The organism is Algoriphagus hitonicola, from assembly GCF_900113375.1.
In the GTDB taxonomy this organism is placed as follows: domain Bacteria; phylum Bacteroidota; class Bacteroidia; order Cytophagales; family Cyclobacteriaceae; genus Algoriphagus; species Algoriphagus hitonicola.
The window spans coordinates 1-22963 of the sequence record NZ_FOPC01000015.1; the positions used below are offsets into that span (position 1 = coordinate 1).

Annotated in this window: 19 protein-coding genes and 1 tRNA gene; 6 read left to right on the forward strand and 14 right to left on the reverse strand. The window is 41.9% G+C overall.

All coding sequences use genetic code 11. The features are described from left to right. Window positions 1-254, forward strand: a 254-nt coding sequence (locus BM043_RS19645; RefSeq protein ID WP_218144162.1) for a hypothetical protein, incomplete at its 5' end; no start/stop codon positions are given. Window positions 255-532: 278 nt separating this feature from the next. On the opposite strand, the gene BM043_RS16825 is transcribed toward BM043_RS19645, so the two are convergent. The 6 genes from BM043_RS16825 to BM043_RS16850 all read right to left on the reverse strand — a co-directional run bounded on the left by BM043_RS16825 (window position 533) and on the right by BM043_RS16850 (window position 8488). After that, a complete protein-coding gene (locus BM043_RS16825) occupies window positions 533-1549 on the reverse strand; it encodes a PorP/SprF family type IX secretion system membrane protein (RefSeq protein WP_092793788.1) in 1017 nt (338 codons plus the stop codon). Continuing rightward, a complete protein-coding gene (locus tag BM043_RS16830) occupies window positions 1546-3879 on the reverse strand; it encodes a PKD domain-containing protein (protein WP_092793790.1) in 2334 nt (777 codons plus the stop codon). The genes BM043_RS16825 and BM043_RS16830 overlap by 4 nt, the downstream gene beginning before the upstream one ends. A gap of 88 nt (window positions 3880-3967) precedes the next feature. Continuing rightward, on the reverse strand, window positions 3968-5239 hold the full coding sequence (locus BM043_RS16835; protein ID WP_092793791.1) for an adenylosuccinate synthase: 1272 nt from the start codon (window positions 5237-5239) through the stop codon (window positions 3968-3970). A 165-nt stretch (window positions 5240-5404) separates the two neighbouring features. After that, window positions 5405-5746, reverse strand: coding sequence for an STAS domain-containing protein (locus BM043_RS16840; protein ID WP_092793793.1), 342 nt, complete (start codon window positions 5744-5746; stop codon window positions 5405-5407). After that, the gene (locus tag BM043_RS16845; protein WP_092793795.1) at window positions 5743-6216 is read right to left on the reverse strand and encodes a Fur family transcriptional regulator; all 474 of its coding nucleotides are present in this window, start codon (window positions 6214-6216) and stop codon (window positions 5743-5745) included. The genes BM043_RS16840 and BM043_RS16845 overlap by 4 nt, the downstream gene beginning before the upstream one ends. Window positions 6217-6268: 52 nt before the next feature. Further along, window positions 6269-8488: a RelA/SpoT family protein gene (locus BM043_RS16850; protein WP_092793796.1), complete on the reverse strand. Its 2220-nt coding sequence runs from the start codon at window positions 8486-8488 to the stop codon at window positions 6269-6271. 154 nt (window positions 8489-8642) lie between these two features. On the opposite strand from BM043_RS16850, the gene BM043_RS16855 reads away from it, so the two are divergent. From BM043_RS16855 to clpX, 4 genes are all read left to right on the forward strand, one after another. Beyond that, window positions 8643-8724 (forward strand) — tRNA-Leu (locus tag BM043_RS16855). Between the two features lie 95 nt (window positions 8725-8819). Further along, window positions 8820-10148: a trigger factor gene (gene tig, locus BM043_RS16860; protein ID WP_092793798.1), complete on the forward strand. Its 1329-nt coding sequence runs from the start codon at window positions 8820-8822 to the stop codon at window positions 10146-10148. A gap of 76 nt (window positions 10149-10224) precedes the next feature. Beyond that, entirely contained in the window at window positions 10225-10899 is a 675-nt protein-coding gene (locus BM043_RS16865; protein ID WP_092793799.1) for a ClpP family protease, read from the forward strand. Then, window positions 10899-12125 (forward strand): ATP-dependent Clp protease ATP-binding subunit ClpX, encoded by a 1227-nt coding sequence (gene clpX / locus BM043_RS16870; protein WP_092793801.1) that lies wholly within the window; start codon window positions 10899-10901, stop codon window positions 12123-12125. The genes BM043_RS16865 and clpX overlap by 1 nt, the downstream gene beginning before the upstream one ends. 70 nt (window positions 12126-12195) lie before the next feature. Here clpX and BM043_RS16875 read toward each other — a convergent pair whose 3' ends face one another. The 3 genes from BM043_RS16875 to BM043_RS16885 form a co-directional block, all read right to left on the reverse strand. Next, window positions 12196-13692: a S1C family serine protease gene (locus tag BM043_RS16875; RefSeq protein ID WP_092793922.1), complete on the reverse strand. Its 1497-nt coding sequence runs from the start codon at window positions 13690-13692 to the stop codon at window positions 12196-12198. A 158-nt stretch (window positions 13693-13850) separates the two neighbouring features. Continuing rightward, entirely contained in the window at window positions 13851-14282 is a 432-nt protein-coding gene (locus tag BM043_RS16880) for an Hsp20/alpha crystallin family protein (protein ID WP_092793802.1), read from the reverse strand. Between the two features lie 266 nt (window positions 14283-14548). Beyond that, entirely contained in the window at window positions 14549-14740 is a 192-nt protein-coding gene (locus tag BM043_RS16885; protein WP_092793803.1) for a cold-shock protein, read from the reverse strand. An 89-nt stretch (window positions 14741-14829) separates the two neighbouring features. Between BM043_RS16885 and BM043_RS16890 the strand changes: the two genes are divergently transcribed. Further along, window positions 14830-15318, forward strand: coding sequence for a SixA phosphatase family protein (locus BM043_RS16890; RefSeq protein WP_092793805.1), 489 nt, complete (start codon window positions 14830-14832; stop codon window positions 15316-15318). Here the strand turns inward: BM043_RS16890 and BM043_RS16895 are convergent. The 5 genes from BM043_RS16895 to BM043_RS16915 form a co-directional block, all read right to left on the reverse strand. Then, the gene (locus BM043_RS16895; RefSeq protein ID WP_092793806.1) at window positions 15315-16049 is read right to left on the reverse strand and encodes an SDR family NAD(P)-dependent oxidoreductase; all 735 of its coding nucleotides are present in this window, start codon (window positions 16047-16049) and stop codon (window positions 15315-15317) included. The genes BM043_RS16890 and BM043_RS16895 overlap by 4 nt on opposite strands. 163 nt (window positions 16050-16212) lie before the next feature. Beyond that, on the reverse strand, window positions 16213-17607 hold the full coding sequence (gene hslU, locus BM043_RS16900; RefSeq protein WP_092793808.1) for an ATP-dependent protease ATPase subunit HslU: 1395 nt from the start codon (window positions 17605-17607) through the stop codon (window positions 16213-16215). Between the two features lie 86 nt (window positions 17608-17693). Beyond that, the gene (lon, locus tag BM043_RS16905) at window positions 17694-20168 is read right to left on the reverse strand and encodes an endopeptidase La (RefSeq protein WP_092793811.1); all 2475 of its coding nucleotides are present in this window, start codon (window positions 20166-20168) and stop codon (window positions 17694-17696) included. 245 nt (window positions 20169-20413) lie between these two features. Then, on the reverse strand, window positions 20414-21733 hold the full coding sequence (rseP, locus tag BM043_RS16910) for an RIP metalloprotease RseP (RefSeq protein WP_092793813.1): 1320 nt from the start codon (window positions 21731-21733) through the stop codon (window positions 20414-20416). After that, window positions 21733-22899 (reverse strand): 1-deoxy-D-xylulose-5-phosphate reductoisomerase, encoded by a 1167-nt coding sequence (locus BM043_RS16915; protein WP_092793814.1) that lies wholly within the window; start codon window positions 22897-22899, stop codon window positions 21733-21735. Before BM043_RS16915 ends, rseP begins: the two co-directional genes overlap by 1 nt. Window positions 22900-22963: the final 64 nt, after the last annotated feature.

The window sequence follows — 22963 nt, forward strand, 5'->3', positions numbered from 1 at the left end:
CCCTTCTCTCTCAGGTTTTTACTATTTTTTTCGCCTTACATCACTTCAAAGAACTTGAAGGCGGACTCTTCCGCCAACTGTGGACCGCAGACCCGCTTCACCGGGTAGCCTCCTGTATTTTTTCTGTATTTTCTGCCAGACTTTCCGGCCCGGTCCGCCCCGTTCCTTCCGAACAGGAGTGCAAAGGTAAGAGAAGTTTTTTCCTCCGCAAAACTATCGGGATATTTTTTTTTCTTCAGATCCCCGCACCATAAGCGGCACAATTCCCCGAAAACAACCCCCGATTCTTCAACTTTTTTATCCCCCGTCAAACACCGTTTGTGTCGATTGGGAGTGCAAATATCGGGGATTTTATCCATGATACAAGACAGGTATCAAAAAAAATCTGTTCTGAATCCTAATGATCTGATAGTGAACATGAAATTTTTTACCCGAATATTATTTGTGATTTCAAGTCTATTCTATCAAAAAAAATCTATCAGAGCAGTATTTTTGATTTAAAACAAAATATTATTCTAAAATAAACCCAGATTCAAAATCTAAATGTAGGCATTGAATCAAAATATCGCTTTTTGGGGTTCTGTGAATAGAAAATATAGCGAAGAGTCAGTTCGTGACTTCCTCCAGTCATCGATTGCCCGAGTTTGGAAATAGAAAAATCAAAACTGTATCCCAATTCTAATCCAGACTCTAAAATAAAACCTACCAAGGCGACTAAAGATTCATTATTAGGCAACTCATATTTGGTTGGAAGGCCTCGATACCAAAGCCCCAAAACTAGGGGTTCAAAGAAAAATTCCCCACCCAAATCCAACTGAGAAAACTCCCCTTGACTTTTATAATTGAAAGCTAAAGCAAATGATCTTTCCTGATCGGTATTATTAAAATAATCATTGATATTACCAGGGGCAAGATTCCAGCGGTATCCTCCATGAACAGTATAACGAATCGGCAAATGATTGGCCTCAATATCCAAATAACTGATCGGTGGCTCAAACAAATGAAAAATTCCTACACCCATCCAGAATTTTGGGCTTAAATAAAGCCCTCCAACATGCAAATCAGCCGCAGAAAGTTTACTATCTCCTTCAAACCCGTCCCCTGGCTCACCGATGATCACTCCCCTGTCAATATCCAGCTGATCTCCCAATATCACTCCATCGAATAGTCCATCCCGCATCATTAATCCCCCTTGAGCCCCAAATTGAAAGAAACGATTCCCCCCAAATTTTAAGCGATACGAGTAGTTTAACCCGATTTCAGTTTGTTGACTTTGCGTAAAAGAATCTCTCGTACCGGTAATCAATATCCCGAGTCCACTATTGAGTTGATCAAAATAATGGTCTCCATAGGCAGAAAATGCCAAAAAACTCTGGTCCAAAGCAGGCCATTGATTTCGAAAACTCAAGCCTACCCTACTTTGATCGGTGCTTCCTGCAAAAGCGGGATTCAGATAAAGCGGATTGGCATAAAACTGGGAAAACTGAACATCTTGCCCCAAACACTCCAAACTCAAAAAGAAAATCAATGCTATAAAAATTTTTTTCATCGTATCAATCTAAACTTTCCCGATTCCTTAACTGACTCCCCATCCACTGAAACTCCGTTAAACCGATACACGTAAGTTCCTGCATCCAAAAGGTTTCCTTCCAGCCTTCCATCCCATCCTTCACCATCCAATTCATCGGAGCGAAAAAGCAATTCCCCCCATAAATTAAAAATCAACAACTCAGCCGACACCAGACCTTTGTATTTAGGCGTAAAAAACTGATTTGTATTTTCCTCAGGAGTAAAACCCGTGGGAACCATCACCCGGTAACTTTTGGTAATCGAAACCAATTTCTTCACAGAAGACTGACAGCCATTCTCATCAGTAATCACAAGTTCTACCTCAAACTCTCCTTTTTCACCAAAAACATGAGTAGGATTTTCTGATTCTGAAGATAATCCAGGGCTAAATATCCATTCATAAGAAACAGCCCTATCGTCTGACAAATTAGTAAACTGAATAGTATCATCCGCAAAAATCCCCCCGTCCTCATCACTTTTGATCCCAGTACCTGCAACTTCAAAATCAAAATTCGCAACCAATGCATCTTCGTAAATCTCCACTTCAAAATCCGTTGCTGGCCCATAGCAATCCAAATCTTTGTGTTTTACCTCCAACTGGTAAATACCTGACTCCGAAATCTGGACGATCTCTTCATTGATCAGTTCAACTCCGTCTTTGGTTAGTCTGTAATCAAAATTTTCAAGATCAAGATTAGCTATTGCAGATAAGCCATCGACAGGCTCTCCGGGGATGCAACCGATTAAAGGCAAATCCAGCTCTGCCTCTGGAAATTCCGGATAGTCAACGGATACCTCATTGGAAAAGGCAGGACAATTTTTTCGGTTGTATACGATCACAGAATAAAGCCCTTTGTCGGAAACCTGCAATTCCTCTGATTCAGCATCGGTAATAATCTCTCCATCCTTATACCATTCAAATCGCTCATATTCTTCATCTCCTACAGCCTCAAGGACTATACTTTCATCAGGACATAATCGAATTTCATCCAATTCTTCTTCTGACCCGGCCAATCGCAAGGTTACCGGATCTGGAGACTCTTGGATAAGTAAGGTCATCGAATTCCCCGTGGAAGTCTTACCATAGGTATCAGTAATCGTGTAGTAAACCGTGACGTTTTGGTCAGTAAATCCTTCGTTAGGAAAAAAAGTAAAATCTCCTCCTTGACCTGCTGCTCGAAAAACTCCTTCTGGCAAAACCAATTCTCTATTTTCTTCTCTGCATCTTCCCTGTGAACATACATCAGATTCTTCTTCCTCAATATCCTCAAGTGACCTATAAAATTGTAAACACCGGATTTCTGAATTGGGATTGGGCAAAACCACCTCTTCATCCGTGATAAAATATGTATTTTCCTGACCTTCGCAGCTCGCTTTATCCAAAAAGTCGACCCCTTCAGGCTCTAATAATCCATCATCATTGGAAACCTCCACGATCAAGTTTCTGATTTCATGAAAATTGGTCTCTCCACCTGTTGAAGCTGAGAACCCTACTTTCAAATCTTCAGGAGCTTCAAATCGATAAGGCAAACGTTCGAAAATGGAAATTAATCTCGAGTTATTGGCTTCTGTGGTGTACTGCATTTCCACCGTTATCAAATAGCCAACATCATTTGGATTTGGCTCCAAGTTGATAAAAACCTTTCGATAGCCAGGCTGATTGGGATCGGTGACTCTTGTCGTACCTACTCCACCGGAGCTAATGGGAAACTGCTGATCCGAGGGAAGACCATCAGCCCCTGCTTCCATCGTTCGACGTCCTGCGATAAACTCATAGCCATCAAACCCATTTCCCGGTCCCCTGATGACAATAGCGTCGGGCACTTGTTGATCTCCCACACCTGGAAATCCCCCGGATCTAGCCTCTGTGGAGTTCCCAAAATTGCCAAATTCATCAAAACCAATTCCCATGTATGCCCCTGAAACGCCGGGTTCATTATTTCTTTTGGAGTATCCAAGAGAACCCCCAAATCCCCCAATGGTAAAATTGGACACCTCTGCATCGTATAGAAAAAAGGAAAGTCCATCTGCTCCAGTACCTCCGTAAGAAAAATACTCGAAGGAAGCTTTGATCCCAAAAACAGAAGAAAACGGAATATCGACGTACACATATCCCCGCTGATCTAATTCATTGGAAGTCAGTCGCAGCACATCACCAGCAAGCACAGCATCAGCTCCAAAAACGGTAGCGGACTGGGTATCGTTTCCCTCAAATGTCTCGCAATACGGAAAGCCAACTTGACCAAATACTGAATTTGTCATCAAAAACAATCCAATAAAAAATCCCAACACCCATCTAAGATCAAACATAGTAAGCTAAAATAGAGGGAATAGGCCAGAAAATAAAAAAACCTCTAAAATTTTGACATTTTAGAGGTTAAATGGTCTATTTGTGAAATTACCGGAGGATAGTTTGAACCCGATCAGGTCCAACCGAAACCAACTTAATCGGCACATGAAGTTCTTCTTCCAAGAAAGAAACATAATCTTTCAACTCCCTAGGGAACTCATCATAAGAACGGACATCTTTCAATGAGCAATTCCATCCTTTCAATTTTTTATAAATTGGTTTGACATCCATATTGGATACTTCAAAACTCAATTGGTCGATTCTTTCACCATTCGGCATCTCATAATGAGTGCATACCTCGAGTTCCTCGAAAATATTCAAGACATCAGCTTTCATCATAAACAATTGGGTGACCCCGTTGATCATAATGGAATATTTGAGCGCTGGTAGGTCTAGCCAACCGCATCTTCGAGGTCTGCCAGTAGTACTACCAAACTCATTGCCTTCCTTTCTCATGTCCTCTCCGGTCTGATCAAAGAGTTCGGTCGGAAATGGTCCGCTACCGACACGGGTACAATAAGCTTTGAAAATCCCAAATACTTCTCCAATTCTAGATGGAGCTACGCCTAATCCAGTACATGCTCCTGCTGTCATGGTACTTGAGCTCGTCACAAATGGATAGGACCCAAAATCGATATCCAACAGAGAACCTTGCGCACCTTCCGCTAGGATTTTTTTCTCTTCTGCCAAAGCTTTGTTGACCACGTATTCGCTATCAATCAAATTTAAGGTTTTGAAAAATTCGACAGCCTCAAAAAACTGGCCTTCCATTTCCTCCAATTGATCCAAGGGATAATTGTAAAAGGACAAGGTAGTTTTATGCTTAGCTACCAAGGTTTGATATTTTTCTTTAAAGTCAGGACTTAAAATATCACCAACTCTAAGAGCAGCACGTCCAATTTTATCCTGATAAGTCGGTCCAATCCCTTTTAAGGTAGAACCGATTTTCTTATCCCCTTTGGATTGCTCCATTGCCGCATCGAGCAGCTTATGAGAAGGAATAATGATGGTCGCTTTTTTAGAAATCACCAAATTCTTGCGATAATCGATGGAGAATTTCCCCAAGCCATCGATTTCCTTTTTGAGTACGATGGGGTCCAATACCACGCCATTTCCGATAATATTGAGGATTTGCGATCTAAAAATCCCTGAGGGAATTTGGTGCAAAACATGTTTGATCCCGTCAAATTCGAGGGTATGCCCTGCATTGGGACCACCCTGAAATCGTGCTACAATCTGATATTCAGGAGCTAAAACATCTACAATTTTGCCTTTTCCTTCATCTCCCCACTGGAGACCCAGCAATACATCCATCTTCATTTGAAGTGCGGTCTAAACGGTTTATCTAAGACTTTTTGAAGGGCGAAATTTGCGATAAGCCCATAGAAAACCAAGTGAATGTCGGTAAATAATTCCAAGAGAATTGGTTTCTAACCATGAGGACGCGCTCAAACGAATTTTAAAAGGTGACTTCAGATTTCTTATTCAATTCCGGTTTTTGAAATGCTCCACAGAATCAAACACGGTAAAAATATTGTTTAACTTAGTGATAATCAATAGTTTTTTAACGTGATCTGATGGTGCTGTCAAATAAACATCTCCTCCCTTATTTCGCATTTTGGTCAGCATCGTGATCAATAAACCTATCCCACTAGAGCTGATGTAGCGAACTTCACTTAAGTCCACCACAAAATTTTTAGCGCCTTCTTCTATGGCATCGGATACGACTTCGACCAGCTTGGGGCCTACCTCATCCCCTATCAAATCACCCGTTACAAATAAATAATGTGCCTGAGAATCCTTTTCTGTTTTATAGGTTAGTTTCATAGTTCTTTGACGGGTCTATTTTCACACTTCTCCTTGTTGCAGTTTCCATACAAAATCAAAGAATGATGGAGAACCTGAAAATTTAAAATATCTCCTACGGTATTCTGGATATTTTGGATTCGAGGGTCGCAAAATTCCAACACCTGATTGCAATCCACACAGATCAAATGGTCATGTTGTTTAAAACCATAACTTTTTTCGAATTGTGCCAAATTCTTACCAAACTGATGCTTAGTTACTAAATCACACTCGACCAATAAATCCAAGGTATTATAAACAGTGGCTCGGCTGACTCGGTAATTTTTATTCTTCATACTGATGTACAAAGACTCGACGTCAAAATGACCCGACCGAGTATATATTTCCTCCAAAATCGCATAGCGTTCAGGCGTTTTACGGAGTTTTTGATTTTCCAGATAGGCAGTAAATATCTTTTTGACCTCTTCGAAATGAGCTGTATTCAAGGACATCTTGTGTTTTTTTTCAAATATAACTTTTGTTACCAAGAAAAGATTCAATCTCTTAGTCGAAACGGGAGACCTTAATGATTCCCTCTACCTCTTGGAGATTTCGCATCAGTTGGTCCAAGTGCTGAGTATTGTGAACGTACAGTTTAATAGTCCCTTCGAAAATTCCCGCATCCGAATCAACGGTGATGGATCGCATGTTGACTTTCAGTTCATTGGAAATCACTTTGGTGACATCGTTGATCAATCCTACCCGGTCAGTCCCCACAATATGTAATCCCGCCAAGAATGCGATTTCCTTTTGACTGGTCCAGCGTGCTTTGATGACTCGGTTTCCGTGATTGGACAATAACTCAAGTGCATTGGGACAGGAAGTTCGATGGATTTTAATTCCTTCATTAACAGTCACAAAACCAAATACATCGTCTCCTGGGATTGGATTGCAGCATTTTGCCAAAATGTAATCCACCACATCCATATCTTCCCCGATCAGGAGCTGATCATGATCTGGCCCTTTCAGATTTTTGATCTCTTTGGTAAAGGATGATTCGTCTTTTACCTTTTCTTGGATTGCTTTATGCTTAAGCTTTTGATTTTCTTTGAAATCCTTAAATGACTTGATCGTAGTGGGATCGATAATCCCTTTACCGACCCGATAATAAAATTCATTGGCGGTTTTCAACTCGAAGTAAGCCCTTAGCTTGTCCACAGTCTCCGAATTAAATTCCATTTTCATTTGCTTCAGCTTTCGCTGTACGATCTCCTTGCCATCTCCAATGGCGGATTTTTTGTCCTCACGAAGTGCATCCTTGATTTTGGCTTTGGCCCGTGAAGTGACCACATTATTGAGCCAATCCTCCGTGGGCTTTTGTTTATTAGAGGTGAGGATCTCGACCTGATCGCCATTTTTTAGCTTATGATTGATAGGAACTAGTCGCTGATTTACTTTGGCTCCAATGCATTTGGCGCCCACTTCTGTGTGAATTTCAAAGGCAAAATCCAACGCAGAAGCGCCGAAAGGAAGTACTTTCAGATCTCCTTTGGGAGTAAAGACAAAAATTTCCTCGTGAAATAAATTCCCTCGGAAATCATCCATAAATTCTATGGCATTACCTTCATTGGACTCCAGCATACTACGTACTTGCGTGATCCATTCATCCAATCCAGAACCGGATTTACCCGGATGTTCCTTTTCTTTATATTTCCAATGGGCCGCATATCCCCTTTCCGCGATCTCATCCATCCGATTGGTGCGGATTTGCACTTCTACCCACTGACCCGTATTACTCATTACTGTGGTGTGCAATGACTCATACCCATTGGACCGCGGTGTACTGATCCAGTCCCTCAATCGATCCGGATTGGGGCGATAAAAATCAGTGACGATCGAATAAACCTGCCAACAATCAGCTTTTTCGTTTTCCAACTCGCTCTCAAGGATAATCCGGACAGCAAATAGGTCATAGACTTCTTCGAAGGGAATCCCCTGCTTTTTCATCTTATTATAAATCGAATAGACAGATTTGGGACGACCTTTAATACTAAAGACAAAGCCCTGTCTGTTCAACTCCTCTTCGATCGGATGGATAAATCCTTTTATAAAGCGATTGCGATAGCTTTTGGACTCATTGATCTTATTGACAATGTCCCGATAAGTATCACTATCGGTGTATTTCAGATAAAGATCCTCAAGTTCAGATTTAATCGCATAAAGCCCCAGTCTATGAGCAAGTGGGGCATACAGATACATGGTCTCCGAGGCGATTTTCAGCTGCTTGTGTCGGGGCATACTTGCCAGGGTTCGCATGTTGTTTAGCCGATCGGCCAGTTTGATCAAGATCACCCGCACATCATCGGAGAGGGTCAAAAGCATTTTTCGGAAATTCTCAGCTTGCTGTGAACTCCCGTATTCAAATACTCCTGCGATTTTAGTCAGCCCATCGATGATTGTCATGACCTTTTGACCAAACTCGCGTTCGATATCATCCAACTCCCACTCAGTATCCTCTACCACATCATGCAGTAGCGCGGCCACAATAGACGTGGTCCCCAGTCCGATTTCCTCCACGCATACCAATGCCACCTCCAGAGGATGGTAGATATAAGGCTCCCCTGACTTTCTTCTCATATCTTTGTGAGCGTCAAGAGACACATTAAAAGCGCGTTTGATCAACTTGGCATCACCGGGTTTCAATATCGGTTTGGCTTGCCGAAGTAATCTGCGGTAGCGTTTTAAAATCTCTTTTCGTTCTTCTTCAACATCAACATCAATCATAGAGAAGGAATTTAATACAAAAATGAGTGGTTTAGCATAAGTTTTTCGAAGATTCCTTGATTTTTTTTATTCTGCCATTTGCAATTTCTCATTTAGTACCTACATTTGCATCCACAATTGAGAAGGGGATCAAATCCTTCCCAAATTGGATACTGCGGATGTGGCGAAATTGGTAGACGCACTAGACTTAGGATCTAGCGCCGCGAGGCATGGGGGTTCGAGTCCCTCCATCCGCACATATACCGAACCCTCAATCACTACACTGTCTTTGCGAAGCAGGAAAGAGATTGGGGGTTTTTAGTTCACTTTCATCTTAAAATGTAAAAGCGCTTTGGAAATCACACTAGACAAGCACTCAGCAAATCAAGCTTCAATTAAAATTAAACTAACTGAAGCAGATTATCAACCGAAGGTAGATGCGAAACTGAAAGACTATGCCAAAAAAGCCAATATTCGTGGCTTCAGACCTGGCAAAGCTCCTGTTTCGATGGTGAAAAACATGTACGGGACATCTGTATTGGTAGAAGAAATCAATACAATCTTAGGCGAATCGCTTAATAAATACCTAAAGGAGCAGACATTTCGTGTCTTGGGAGATCCGCTTCCGGTAGAATCTACCGAAGAAAATATCGATTGGAAAACCCAAAAAGAATTTGATTTTGAATACAAGATCGGATTTATCGAAAATTTTGAGCTTCCTCTCGACGAAAAAATCAAAGCGACTAGCTACTCAATCAAAGTTGACGACAAACTAGTCAATGAGACCATCGAAAACCTAAAATCCCAATACGGAAACAGCACCAATCCCGAGAAAGCTGAAGCAGGAGACCATATTTATGGCGACCTGAATCTAGTGGACGGTGATTTTTCTAAAACTCTTTCTCTTCCGTTGGACAAAGTGACCAAAAAATTTGCCGGTAAATTTATTGGAATCGGAAAAGATGAGGTTGTTGAGTTTGAGGGTAAAGAAGTGAAAAAAGGAGAATGGACAGAGGCTTTTGGACTGGAAGAAGAAGAACTTGAGCATACCAAAGGATCATTCACTTTTACAGTGAAAAATATCAATCGAACTACCGAAGCTGAGCTAAATCAAGAGTTTTTTGACAAGATTTTTGGTCCTGATCAAGTAGCATCTGAAGAAGAATTCGTTCAAAAAGTGCGAGAAACACTTCAGTCCAGCTATGATCGGGAATCTAAAGTGTTTACAGAAGAGGAATTGAAGAAAGTCTTGGTGGAAAAAGCCAACCTTGACCTTCCCGAAGATTTCTTGAAGGAATGGCTACTCAAAGCCAATGAAGGCAAAGTAAGCGAAGAGGACGTGGAAAAAGAATTTCCCCAATATGCCCAGCAGTTGACTTGGTCTCTGATCTCCAACGAACTAGCCAAAGCCAACGAAATCAAAGCCGAGCATGAGGAGGTCATCGAAAAAACCAAAGAAATGATCCGTGAGCAATTTGCCTCTTCCGGACTAGGTTCCCAGATGGAAAGCAGCATGGATTTGTTTGTGGACAACTACCTCAAAGGCGAGGAAGGTCAGAATTACATGAACATGCTGACTTCAGTCCAAAATGAAAAAGTCCTGAACTTTGTCAAAGAGAAAATCAAGCTTACCGAAAAGGAAATAACAATCGATGACTTTAAGGAACTTTTAGAAAAGTAAAATCCTTCTTAATTGAATTAAAAAAGTCCTTATTCAAGGGCTTTTTTTATTTTTGTTTACCACAACATATCAAAACATGATCAATAAAGAAGAATTCAGAAAGTACGCCATTCACAATCAAGGCGTCAGCGGGACGGCATTTGACCAGTACACCCAGCATATCGAAAATATGACTCGGTCGGTGATCGAGGAAAGACCACAAAACTTCCGGGAAATCGACGTGTTTTCCCGACTCATCATGGACCGAATTATTTTTCTCGGAACAGGTGTAGATGACCACATTGCCAATATCATTGTGGCTCAGCTTCTTTTCTTGGAATCTGTGGATGCGAAAAAAGACGTCCTCTTGTACATCAATAGTCCTGGAGGATCTGTGACAGCTGGATTAGGGATATACGACACCATGCAGTACATCGGACCTGATGTAGCGACCATCTGTACCGGCATCGCAGCTTCTATGGGAGCAGTATTATTGGCAGGTGGAGCAAAAGACAAACGCTCAGCACTAAAGCATGCCCGGGTGATGATTCATCAGCCTTCCGGTGGAATGCAAGGCCAATCCAAGGACATGGAAATCTCCCTTAAATTAATCTTGGCTATGCGTCAGGAGCTTTATCAAATCCTTGCCAATCATTCAGGCAAATCCTACGAAGAGATCGAAAGGGATTCAGATCGAGATTATTGGCTCAGAGCACCTGAGGCCAAAGAATACGGTCTAATCGACGAAGTACTCATTAAAAAAACAGTCTAATGGCTCAAGTAACCTGCTCATTTTGCGGTAGAAATAAAAAAGATGTAGATCTGATGGTATCGGGGATTTCAGCCCATATCTGTAATTTCTGCATCGATCAAGCCCACATGATTCTCGGTGAAGAAGAAAAAACCAAGAAAAGTGTCGGCAGCAAACCAAAATTCAAACTCAAAAAACCAAAGGAACTGGTTAGTTATCTTGACCAGTATGTCATCGGTCAGCAAGATGCCAAAAAAGTCCTTACAGTAGCAGTTTACAATCACTACAAGCGTCTCCAACAAAAGGTAGATCCCGACGAGATCAAAATCGAAAAATCCAATATCATCATGGTCGGTGATACCGGCACAGGAAAGACCTACCTGGCAAAAACCCTGGCAAAAACGTTGGAGGTTCCATTTTGTATTGCTGATGCTACGGTTTTGACAGAGGCAGGTTATGTTGGAGAGGATGTAGAAAGCATCTTGACCAGACTTCTCCAAGCTGCCGATTATAATGTCGAAGCGGCTGAGCGAGGAATAGTTTATATCGATGAGCTGGACAAAATCGCGCGAAAATCCGACAACCCATCCATCACACGTGATGTCAGCGGAGAAGGGGTGCAGCAGGCTATGCTAAAACTTCTCGAAGGAACCATAGTCAATGTCCCACCCCAAGGTGGACGAAAGCATCCTGACCAAAAAATGATTGCCGTGAACACAGAGAATATTCTTTTTATCTGCGGAGGAGCATTTGATGGCATTACTCGTCACATCGCCAAAAGACTAAATACCCAACCGCTAGGATTTTCGAAATCCAAAAGTGAGGCTGTCGCAGATCGGGAAAACCTGCTTCAATATGTTACTTCACAGGATTTAAAAGCTTTCGGTCTGATTCCAGAATTAATTGGGCGTTTGCCTGTTTTGACCCATTTGGATCCTTTGGATCGAGATGCCTTAAAACAAATCCTGACGCAGCCAAAAAACGCATTGGTAAAACAATATACCAAACTGCTAGAAATGGAAGGAGTAAAGTTGGTTTTCGAAGAAAGCGCAATTGACTTTATCGTAGAAAAAGCAGTGGAATATAACCTTGGAGCTAGGGGACTTCGTTCGATTTGCGAGGCAATCATTACGGATGCCATGTATGAGTTACCATCTGATGAAAGCATCAAAGAATTGATTATCGACGAGGAATACGCCAAGTCACAATTTGACAAATCTAAATTTAAGCGATTGCAAGTTGCCTAAATCCTAGATTCTTATTGAAACAAAAAAACCAGCGAATTCGCTGGTTTTTTTGTTAGTCAAGGTGCTGAATTTAATCCAACTCCACTTCAAAGTAATATTCGGTTCCATCCTGGAACATACCCAATATCACCAATTCTTCTCCTGAGAGATCATTCAATTGATCCAGTAAATCATCTACATTTTCTATTCTACTTCGACCATTTTCGCTAATAATGGAAGTAATGATAAATCCGGACCGTGCACCGGCTCCGCGCCATTTAGAGCTTCCTACCGAAGTGATTAAAGCTCCACCAGATACACCCAAGCGTTCCAGCTGTTCATCCGAAAGATTTTCAAACATCACCCCTTCAAAGTCATAGGTTTTAGGAACCACTTTTTCTACGATATCCACTCCACCCTCGAAGTTTTTTAGTGTAGCTTGAGCTTTAAATACTTCTCCTTCACGGATGTATTCCACTTCTACTTGATCACCTGGACGCTTTCTTGCTACCATTTCCTGAAGAGTGGCCACATTGTTGGTTTGTCTGCCATCTACTCCTACGATGATATCTCCCTCTTGTAGACCGGCTTCCTTGGCACCACTATCGTCATTTACACTTCCGACATAAACGCCTTGTTTGACAGGAAGTTCTTTTCCAAGTTGCTCCTCAAGCTCAGGAGATACATCATTGATATTGATACCAAGAAGTCCCCGCTGTACGGCACCATATTTCATCAGGTCATCCATTACTTTTTTCACCAAGGTGCTGGGCACAGCAAACGAGTAGCCTGCAAAGCTTCCCGTATTGGAGGCAATCGCGGTATTGATTCCAATCAATTCTCCGGCAAGATTGACCAAAGCTCCTCCGGAATTTCCCGGATTCACCACAGCGTCAGTTTGAAGAAATGACTCGATTTGTAGATTATTTTCAACCCCGCGGAGAATTCCGATGTTCCGTGCTTTGGCAGAAATAATTCCCGCCGTGACAGTTGAATTCAAATTAAAGGGATTCCCTACAGCCAAGACCCATTCTCCGATTTGAGTTTGATCCGAATCACCAAATTTTACGAAAGGCAACCCCTCTTCCTCAATTTTTAAAAGTGCCAGATCAGTAGTCGGATCTGTTCCGATCACCTTAGCAACATATCTATTGTTGTTTTCCAGAGAAATATCAATCTCTGAAGCTCCCTCCACAACGTGATTGTTGGTTACAATATATCCATCCGAAGAAATAATAACTCCAGACCCTGAACTCATCGGTGCTCGTCCTCCTTCTCCCTGTCCACCTCTTGGCGGAAGGCCAAACCACTCTTCCAGCGGATCACGCTGAGATCGGGGAGAGTAGGACAAGGTGCTTTTGACATGGACTACAGCTGGGGTGACGATTCCGGCGGATGTTACAAAATTGATCCCGTCCGGTATTGTGAAATTTTCTCCGTTGAGTAAGTTGACAAAGCTGGTCTTTTGCTTTTCATCAAAATTGGCTGCTTCTCGAGGTTGGACGAGGAAACTGACACCTGCCAATGCAACTACACCCCCAATTAGGGAGGCAAGGAGCATTCCTAGAAAGAATTGTTTTTTACTCATCATGTTTAGGTTGTGTTCGAGTGATAATACAAAACCTAAGACTCAAGAATGGAGCCTTAGGATTTGAATTGCTATTCAAATTAACAAGAATTAACCGCATTTTGGCATTCTTATCAATCTAACATTAAAGCTTTATCGGAGTTTGGATTACAGGCAAATTATTTTACTTCAATAGCGGATTTGAGAACTTTTTTCTCCGCTTTGGGAAGAATGATTTTTAACACTCCATCTTCATAGGACGCATCGATTTTTTCGGAAACCACATTGTCCGGCACATAGAAGGAGCGAGAAAATGCACCATATTGAGTTTCGATGCTGTGGTAATTTTTACCTTCTTTTTTCTCTTCGATTTTGCGCTCTCCCGAAATCGTCAATCTTCCTTCAGTCAAGTCTACATGAAAATCCTGCTTTTTCATTCCTGGAACGGCTACCTGAATTTCAAATCCTTGCTCATCTTCAGAGATGTCCACAGCTGGGCTAAATTTTCTGATTTCTCCATTTCCGAAGGATTCATTGAATAGCTTATCGATCATTCCGCTGAATGAGGAGGGATAAGCTGGGTCTAGTTGGTTAAATCTTACTAGTTTCATGGTTTTGTTGGTTTTTGTTATCACTGAAATGCTAATCAAGAAAATTTATACCAAGTGAAAAATCGAGTCATAATGACAGAGATTTGTGATTTTTATTCCAAATAGTTAGTCATTTTGACAGCAAACCGAGACAATTTCCTGATATTTAAAGGGGACCTTCAGATCAAAAAATCAAAACCTCCATCAACGGATCAATTAGAAAAAACAAAAAAACCCTGAGATTATTTTCCCAGGGTTCCAGTTGACATACACTCACTCAATATCAGTTATGCTTTTTTGACATTGATGGCATTGGGTCCTTTTTTGCCATCCTTGACTTCGTAAGATACTTTGTCATTCTGGGCAACTTTGTCGACCAATCCGGTGGCGTGGACGAAGACTTCGCTTTGGGACTCATCATCTACTATAAATCCGAATCCTTTGGCTTCATTGTAAAATTTTACTGTTCCGGTAAACATAATAAATTGTTATAAATTGTAATTGAAAGTACTTTAAAAGTAAATATTCAGCGAAAAAAAACAAAATAATCATTTTTAATTTTGAAGAAATGAAGAAAATTATTTTGATCCGTCATGCCAAATCCGCCTGGGACCAGCCTTCACTTGCAGATCATGATCGCCCATTGGCAGAAAGAGGACTCCTCGCAGCTCCCAAAATGGGTAAACGACTATCAAAAATGGGCATAAACCCAGATCGAATTATCAGCTCCACAGCCGAACGCGCCAAATCTACTGCCCAACTTATCGCCAAGGAATTGAAATCACCTAAAAATACCATTTGGCTAGAGCGTGATCTCTACCATGCTTCAGCTCAAACCATGATTTCTATTCTAAAAAGTTTACCAGAATCTATCCAAACCGTAATTCTGGTAGGACATAATCCGGGCATGAATGATTTTGTTGATCGTCTAGGTGGAAAAATCGGAAATCTACCAACAGCAGGAATATTTGCCGTAAAATCATCTGCTCAGTGGAAAGATTTTGACCTGAAGCAGGTGGATTTCTGGTTTTTTGACTTTCCTAAAAACCGGAACTAAGGAAGCTCTATGTTTCTCACATCCTGGATTACCTCGGGGAAATTTTGAACATTACCAAGGAGAAATCCAATCTTTTCGGCCACGATTCCAGGCTCAGTCAAATCACCTTTTTCCTTAAAGGCCTTAAATTTCTCCAACTCTGGAAAATTATTTTCATCGGATTTTCTGATGTCTTCTTGCATTGGGGTATCAACGATCCCCGGTGCCAAACTATAAAAATGAAAAGAGTCTGATTTGTTATCCCGATCAGCAACCATGGTAAACATGGCCAATGCGGCCTTGGTACTGCAATATCCACCCCATCCAGACACAGGACGGCTTGCGGCACCAGAGCTGATATTACATACTATTTTTTCTGCTGGACTTGACTTATACTTTTTTATAAAGGCATTGGTCAAAAACATAGGAGCCAACAGATTCAAATTCACCTGCTGTCGCAACTCCTTGGGTGAAAGTTCTCCAATCGGTTTAATTTCCCCTATCCAGCCTGCATTGTTAATCAAAATGATTTGCTTGAAATCACCATCAGGGAAAATTCCATCCAATTCATTCTGCAAAACCGGCAAATCAGATAAATCCAAACTTCGCTCGATCAAGTTGGGGTGATCCATCGAAATTGAACTTCTGGATATTGCCAATACTTGCGTCTGATCCAGTTTCAAGTAATAATCCAAGATAGCTCTTCCCAGACCTTTACTATGGCCGGTAAGAATTAATAGTGTTTTAAACATGGGTGAAAGGGCGATTGGTTAATATTCCTTATCAAGGATCGACCCAATTTTTCTCAAAAAAATGCAAATTTTTGTATTATACTGAAGATCAGAAAGTTAATAATTAAAAAAAATTGAACTATTAAAAGAAAGTGGGTAATCCCACCTTCTTTTAATCCAATATTTACAAAATATACTGGGACAAATCCCTGTTTTTAACCAGTGTGCTTAGCCTTTCCTGTACCATCTCATGCGTGATCATGATTTTTGAATTGGGCTCTATAGTATCCGGCACATCAAAAAGGAAATCATTTAACAGATGCGACATTACAGTGTGCAGTCTTCGCGCTCCGATGTTTTCTACCTCTTGATTGATCAAAAATGCCAGCCTGGCCAATTCATCAATGGCATCCTCAGTGAATTCCAAAAACACCTCTTCTGCTTCAAACAAAGCCTGATATTGTTTAGTCAACGCATTCTTTGGCTCACGCAAAATCCGTGAAAAATCCTCCTCAGTCAGTGCATTTAACTCCACTCGTATCGGAAACCTACCCTGCAGTTCCGGAATCAAATCCGAAGGCTTGCTCACATGAAATGCTCCTGCAGCGATAAATAATACGTGATCAGTATTGATCACCCCATATTTGGTATTGACAGAGGTACCCTCTACGATTGGGAGTAAATCCCGCTGTACACCTTCGCGACTTACGTCTGGTCCACCCCCGTTTTTACCGGATTTAGAGGCGATTTTATCAATCTCATCGATAAAGATGATTCCGTTGTTTTCAGCCAATCGTATTGCTTCTTCCTTTAATTCATCAAAATCAATCAGTTTGGAAATTTCCTCTTCTAACAAAACTTTTCGTGCCTCGGCAATGCTAAGCTTTCGCTTTTTCATCTTTTTTGGCATCATTCCGGAGATCATATCCTGTAGTCCCGCCATACTGGCATCGTCCATCATCCCATTGCCAATCATTCCTATTCCCACAGGAGAGGATGCCTTGACATTGATTTCTATTTTTCGGTCATCTAGCTCTCCATTTCTGAGTTTTTCCCTAAATCGCTCCCGAGTTCGCTCATTGAGTTCTTCATCAGACTGAGGCTCGTCTTGTTGATTGATGCTCAGACTATTTTGCCTGAATCCAGCATTTTTGACCGGCGGAATCAGGATATCAAGAATGGTTTCTTCTACAGCATCCGAAGCCTTCTCCTTGACTTCTTCATTTTTCACCTCACGAACCAAATGCACCGATTGCTCCACCAGGTCACGAACCATACTTTCGACATCTCTACCCACATAGCCGACTTCTGTGAATTTGGACGCTTCTACTTTGGTAAAGGGAGCTTGAGCAATCTTTGCCAACCTTCTGGCAATTTCGGTTTTTCCCACACCCGTGGATCCGATCATTAAAATGTTATTCGGGACGATATCTTTTTGAATATCTGTCTTGACCATCATTCTTCGGATTCTGTTCCTTAGGGCAATGGCTACGTTGCGCTTGGCGTCTTTTTGACCAATGATATATTTATCCAGTTCAGAAACAATCTGTCTGGGTGTCAATGATAGTTTTTGATCCATGATTTCTATTTTTTTGAAGTTTCCTTGGCATTTAACTTAACCAAGGAAGAAAAAAGGGAAAGGTCAAATTTCCTTTCCCCAATGTGCTAGTTCGAATTTGATTCCGAATTGAATGAAAACTGAACCGGTCGATCTACCTTGGTTTTCAGCAAGGCAATTTCCAAAACCTCTCCTACCCGATCCACGAAATGAAACTCCAAGCCTTTGAGATAGTTTTCGTCGATTTCCTCAATATCTCTACGATTTTTCTTACAGAGGATGATTTCCTTGATTCCGGCTCGTTTTGCCGCCAAAATCTTTTCTTTAATTCCCCCTACGGGAAGCACTTTGCCAATCAAACTGATTTCCCCTGTCATGGCCACTTTCGACTTGACTTTTCGCTGTGTGTAAACCGAAGCCATGGCAGCAAGCATGGTAATCCCTGCTGAGGGACCATCCTTTGGTACCGCACCCGCAGGCACGTGAACGTGTAGATCATATTGGTCAAAGACCCGGTGGTCAATCCCCAATTTATCCGCTTTGGATTTTAAGTAGGAAAGTGCCGTCACAGCAGATTCCTTCATGACATCCCCCAGCTGACCGGATAATGTCAATTTTCCCTTTCCGCGACTTAAGCTGGATTCGATAAAGAGGATCTCCCCTCCTACACTTGTCCAAGCCAGGCCAGTAACAACCCCAGCAACCGAATTATCCTGATAGATTTCCTTATCAAACATCTCAGATCCCAGAATCTTACGTACCGCATCTGGAGTGATTTTCGGATCGTATTCCTCTTCCATAGCAATGGATTTGGCTACATTTCGGATTACTTTCCCAATCGCTCTTTCGAGATTTCTGACCCCGGATTCCCGAGTATAATCCTCGATGATTTTTACCAAGGCGGATTTGTCAAAACGAACCTGATTGGTCTTCAAACCATGCTCTTTGCGTTGCTTAGGAACCAAATGCCGCTTAGCTATTTCCACCTTTTCCTCTTGGGTATATCCTGTCACCTCGATGATTTCCATCCGATCCCGCAAGGCTGGCTGAATGGTATCTAGTGAGTTGGCTGTCGCAATAAACAGTACTTTGCTCAGATCGTATTCTACTTCAAGGTAATTATCCAAAAAGGCAAAGTTTTGCTCCGGATCCAATACCTCCAAAAAGGCTGAACTTGGATCTCCTCTAAAATCGGAAGAAAGCTTGTCAATTTCGTCCAATACAAATACTGGATTGGAGATTTTCACCTTCTTCATATTTTGGACAATCTTCCCTGGCATAGCCCCTACGTATGTTTTACGGTGTCCGCGGATTTCCGCTTCATCGTGCAAACCACCCAAAGACATCCGGATGTATTTTCTACCCAAAGCTTTAGCTACGGATTTCCCCAAAGAGGTTTTTCCTACTCCAGGAGGTCCATAAAGGCATAAAATGGGTCCTTTGAGGTCATTTTTCAGCTTCAACACAGCCAAGTATTCGATGATCCGATCTTTTACTTTTTCAAGTCCAAAATGATCCGCATCCAATATTTTCCGGGCATGCTTCAAGTCAAAATTATCTTGGGTAAATTCATTCCAAGGCAACTCCACCATGGTCTCTGCATAGTTGAGCGCAATCGGGTACTCTGCCGCAGAGGGATTGATTCTCAAGATTTTATTCAGCTCTTTTTCAAAATGAAGCGCCACTTCCTTTGGCCAATTTTTTGATGATCCGCGTGCCCGGAGATCCTCCACTTCCTTTTCGGGACCTTCCTCACCGAGTTCGGTCTGAAGCACTTTCATCTGCTGTCGCAAAAAGTAATCCCGCTGCTGCTGATCGATATCGGTATGGACTTTTTTCTGGATTTCGGATTTCAGCTCCAGCATTTGGATATCCTTCATCATAAACTCCAGCAATAAGGTCGCCCGCTCCACTCCGTCATTGATTTCCAGAAGTCGCTGCTTGGATTCGACAGGGGCATTGATATTGGAGGAAAGAAAGTGCGTTAAAAAAGGCGTGTTGTCGATATTATCCAACGCTACCTGAGCTTCTCTAGGAATCTCGGGATTGAGGTGTAAGATGCGGGTTGCGGCTTCTTTCAGAGATTCCTCCAAAGCCTGGATTTTTTTAGAGCTCTTAGGAAAGTTTTCTTCGAGAAAATTGACTTTAGCGATAAAATACGGATCATCGGTGACTTCTTCGCGAATCCGGAACCGCTTTTTACCTTGAATGATTATGGTTGTATTTCCGTCAGGAAGAACAATCATTTTGATGATTTTGGCCAAGGTCCCCACATGATAGATGTCCTCCCATGAAGGATCGTCATTATTGGGATTGATCTGCGCGCATACACCGATATATTTATCGCCTTTGTGGGCTTTTTTAACTAATCTGATGGAGCGCTGCCTTCCTACGGTAATAGGAATCACCACACCCGGAAACAATACCGTATTTCTGACAGAAAGAATCGGAATTTCTTCACCCGTTAATTCTTTACCCTGTTCTTCCTCTTCTTCGTCAGTGATCAACTGGATCAGATCTCCTTCCGCTACATAATCACCACTCATAAGATTATCGAATAGGGGTTTTTCAAATTGACTCATATAGACATTTTGACAGGCAAGCTGTCGGTTTAGGACTTTATTAAAGAAAGGACCTTCAAGTTACGAAGGATTCACGGTAAAGTTCAATGCGCATGCCAAAGGGTTGAAGGCGTCAGATTGGCAGGAACTCATCGAAAGGGTTAAAAATTCATTTTTCCTACCAAATTCAACTAAATTGAAATTGGCAGGAATAAAAAAACAGACCCCGTCCCGAGATCTGTCGATTTATTCCAAAATTTTGAAAATTATCCCCCGGTAAAGATTTTCAAAATATCATTTCCGATCGCAAATACCATCAGAGCGAGTAGAATTACCATACCGACTTTTTGGGCATTTTCGAGAAATTTATCCGAGGGTGCTCTTCCCGAAATCATCTCGTACAGCAAAAACATCACGTGCCCACCATCCAGTGCGGGAATCGGAAGCAAGTTCATAAATGCCAAAATCATCGAAATCAATCCGGTAATGCTCCAGAATTTTCCCCAATCCCAGGAATTACCATAAATCTTCGCCATCCCGATAGGACCGCTGACGTTTTTAGCAGACACTTCTCCCGTAAACATTTTACCGAGAGCTTTCGCATTGATGATGACCACCCCAAATGCTCGCTCGGTACCTTTTGAAATCGCCTCGCCGAAACCAAATTTCTTTCGAACAGGATCTAACAGCGGATTGGCGGCAATTCCTATTGTTCCTTCAGCCGAAACGGGCACTGCCAAAGTATCCAAGCTTCCTTCTGAAGAAACAACCAATTGAGCCTCCTCATTTTTCACTTGATCGAGTGCAGTCTGCAGTTCATCAAAAAAATAAACTTCTTGACCATTCACCGAAAGGATTTGATCACCAGGATCGATTCCAGCGGTCTTGGCAGCCCCATCAGGGGCTACATCCAACACATCAAAAGGAAACCGTATACTGATAAATTTGTCAAATGCTTCCTCCGAATTAAAGGTATTGATAAACCCACGCGGGATCTCCACTTTCAATTGCTCACCATTTCGCTCTACCGTGTAGTATCCATTTTCACTGAGTAAAACACTTCCACTGCTCAGTTCATTGATGCTTTCGTAGGGTTCGCCATTGACATCGATGATTTTGTCCCCGGTCTTTAAGCCAATTGACTCTCCATATTCATAAGCAACAATTCCGTTTTCTACTACTTGATCCCTAGAAAAATAAGTTTCCCCATTGTTGTAAACCAAAAACACAAAGATGACAATACCGGTAATGACATTGACAATAATCCCTCCTAGCATAACGATCAGTCGCTGCCAAGCCGGCTTGGAGCGAAACTCCCAGGGCTGAGGCTCCGAGGATAGTTGGTCGGTATCCATGGATTCGTCCACCATCCCGGAGATTTTCACAAATCCTCCAAGCGGAATCGCTCCGATCGAATATTCTGTTTCTCCCCACTGAAATCCTGCGATTTTTGGAGGAAATCCGATGGAGAATTTCTCCACACGCATGCCAAACAGTTTGGCAGTCAACAAGTGTCCCAATTCATGCAGCCCGACTAGGATTGATAATCCTAGGAGCAATTGGCCCACCATAATCAAAGTATCCATTATTTATTACGCTTAATTAATTCCTGTGTAACTATTCTTGCTTGCTCATCGGTAGATATGTAATCCGATATATTGGGTTTGGACACAAAATCCACCCGATCCATCGTCTCGGCAATCAATTCCGACATCTGAAGAAACCCAATCTGATCTTTTAGAAAAGCATCAACGACCACCTCATTGGAAGCATTGAGAATACAGGCCGCATTACCGCCTTTTTCTAAAGCGTCAAATGCCAGCTGAAGGTTCCTGAATGTTTTTTTATCCGGCTGCTCAAAGGTCAAATTTGGGTAATTGATAAAATCGAATCGCTCGAAATCACTTTTTAACCGATGGGGATAGCTCAAAGCAAATTGAATGGGAATACGCATATCCGGCAGTCCAAGTTGTGCTTTTATGGAACCATCTTCAAATTGCACCAAAGAATGCACGATGCTTTGGGGATGGACGATCACATCGATCTGAGAGGTTTTCAGGCCAAAAAGCCATTTAGCCTCGATGACTTCCAGACCTTTATTCATCAGCGAAGCAGAATCGATGGTGATTTTGGCTCCCATATCCCAGTTGGGATGCTTGAGGGCTTGAGCTTTGGTCACTGTCTCAAGAAAAGCCCGGTCTTTCCCTCTGAAGGGTCCCCCGGATGCGGTCAGAATAATCTTCTCAATCGGGTTATGAAATTCACCGACCAAGCATTGAAAAATCGCTGAATGCTCTGAATCAACTGGATAAATATTAACGCCATATTCCTTAGCAAGTGAAGTCACCAAATCTCCGGCTACAACCAGTGTTTCTTTATTGGCTAAGGCAATTTGCTTACCGGCTTTGATGGCACTGATCGTAGGCAATAATCCAGAATAGCCCACCAAGGCAGTCAAAACCACATCAATGGTTTCCATTTCGACGATTTGCTCCAGCGCTTTTTGTCCAGCAAAAACCTTGATATCATGAGGGATCAAGGCTTCTTTTACCTTCTCATAATTGGATGGATTTCCAATGACCACCGCATTGGGAATGAATTCCAGGGCTTGAGAAATCAGTAAATCGCAATTATTTTGAGCAGTGAGTACCTCTACCGTAAAATCATCTGAATGCTGACGAATCACCTCCAAGGTTTGGGTACCGATACTTCCTGTGCTTCCAAGGATGGCTACACGCTTTGCTTCTGTCATTCAATACTATTTTGAAGAAATTTAAACCCTCGCAAAACGGGAAGGTTTAGCTGATTGGCTGACA

What these genes read in the sequence shown, in the direction of transcription:
- BM043_RS16825 (WP_092793788.1), bottom strand. Translation starts at nt 1,549, where the DNA reads ATGAAAAAAATTTTTATAGCATTGATTTTCTTTTTGAGTTTGGAGTGT.
- BM043_RS16830 (WP_092793790.1), bottom strand. Translation starts at nt 3,879, where the DNA reads ATGTTTGATCTTAGATGGGTGTTGGGATTTTTTATTGGATTGTTTTTG.
- BM043_RS16835 (WP_092793791.1), bottom strand. Translation starts at nt 5,239, where the DNA reads ATGAAGATGGATGTATTGCTGGGTCTCCAGTGGGGAGATGAAGGAAAA.
- BM043_RS16840 (WP_092793793.1), bottom strand. Translation starts at nt 5,746, where the DNA reads ATGAAACTAACCTATAAAACAGAAAAGGATTCTCAGGCACATTATTTA.
- BM043_RS16845 (WP_092793795.1), bottom strand. Translation starts at nt 6,216, where the DNA reads ATGTCCTTGAATACAGCTCATTTCGAAGAGGTCAAAAAGATATTTACT.
- BM043_RS16850 (WP_092793796.1), bottom strand. Translation starts at nt 8,488, where the DNA reads ATGATTGATGTTGATGTTGAAGAAGAACGAAAAGAGATTTTAAAACGC.
- BM043_RS16865 (WP_092793799.1), top strand. Translation starts at nt 10,225, where the DNA reads ATGATCAATAAAGAAGAATTCAGAAAGTACGCCATTCACAATCAAGGC.
- clpX (WP_092793801.1), top strand. Translation starts at nt 10,899, where the DNA reads ATGGCTCAAGTAACCTGCTCATTTTGCGGTAGAAATAAAAAAGATGTA.
- BM043_RS16875 (WP_092793922.1), bottom strand. Translation starts at nt 13,692, where the DNA reads ATGAGTAAAAAACAATTCTTTCTAGGAATGCTCCTTGCCTCCCTAATT.
- BM043_RS16880 (WP_092793802.1), bottom strand. Translation starts at nt 14,282, where the DNA reads ATGAAACTAGTAAGATTTAACCAACTAGACCCAGCTTATCCCTCCTCA.
- BM043_RS16885 (WP_092793803.1), bottom strand. Translation starts at nt 14,740, where the DNA reads ATGTTTACCGGAACAGTAAAATTTTACAATGAAGCCAAAGGATTCGGA.
- BM043_RS16890 (WP_092793805.1), top strand. Translation starts at nt 14,830, where the DNA reads ATGAAGAAAATTATTTTGATCCGTCATGCCAAATCCGCCTGGGACCAG.
- BM043_RS16895 (WP_092793806.1), bottom strand. Translation starts at nt 16,049, where the DNA reads ATGTTTAAAACACTATTAATTCTTACCGGCCATAGTAAAGGTCTGGGA.
- hslU (WP_092793808.1), bottom strand. Translation starts at nt 17,607, where the DNA reads ATGGATCAAAAACTATCATTGACACCCAGACAGATTGTTTCTGAACTG.
- lon (WP_092793811.1), bottom strand. Translation starts at nt 20,168, where the DNA reads ATGAGTCAATTTGAAAAACCCCTATTCGATAATCTTATGAGTGGTGAT.
- rseP (WP_092793813.1), bottom strand. Translation starts at nt 21,733, where the DNA reads ATGGATACTTTGATTATGGTGGGCCAATTGCTCCTAGGATTATCAATC.
- BM043_RS16915 (WP_092793814.1), bottom strand. Translation starts at nt 22,899, where the DNA reads ATGACAGAAGCAAAGCGTGTAGCCATCCTTGGAAGCACAGGAAGTATC.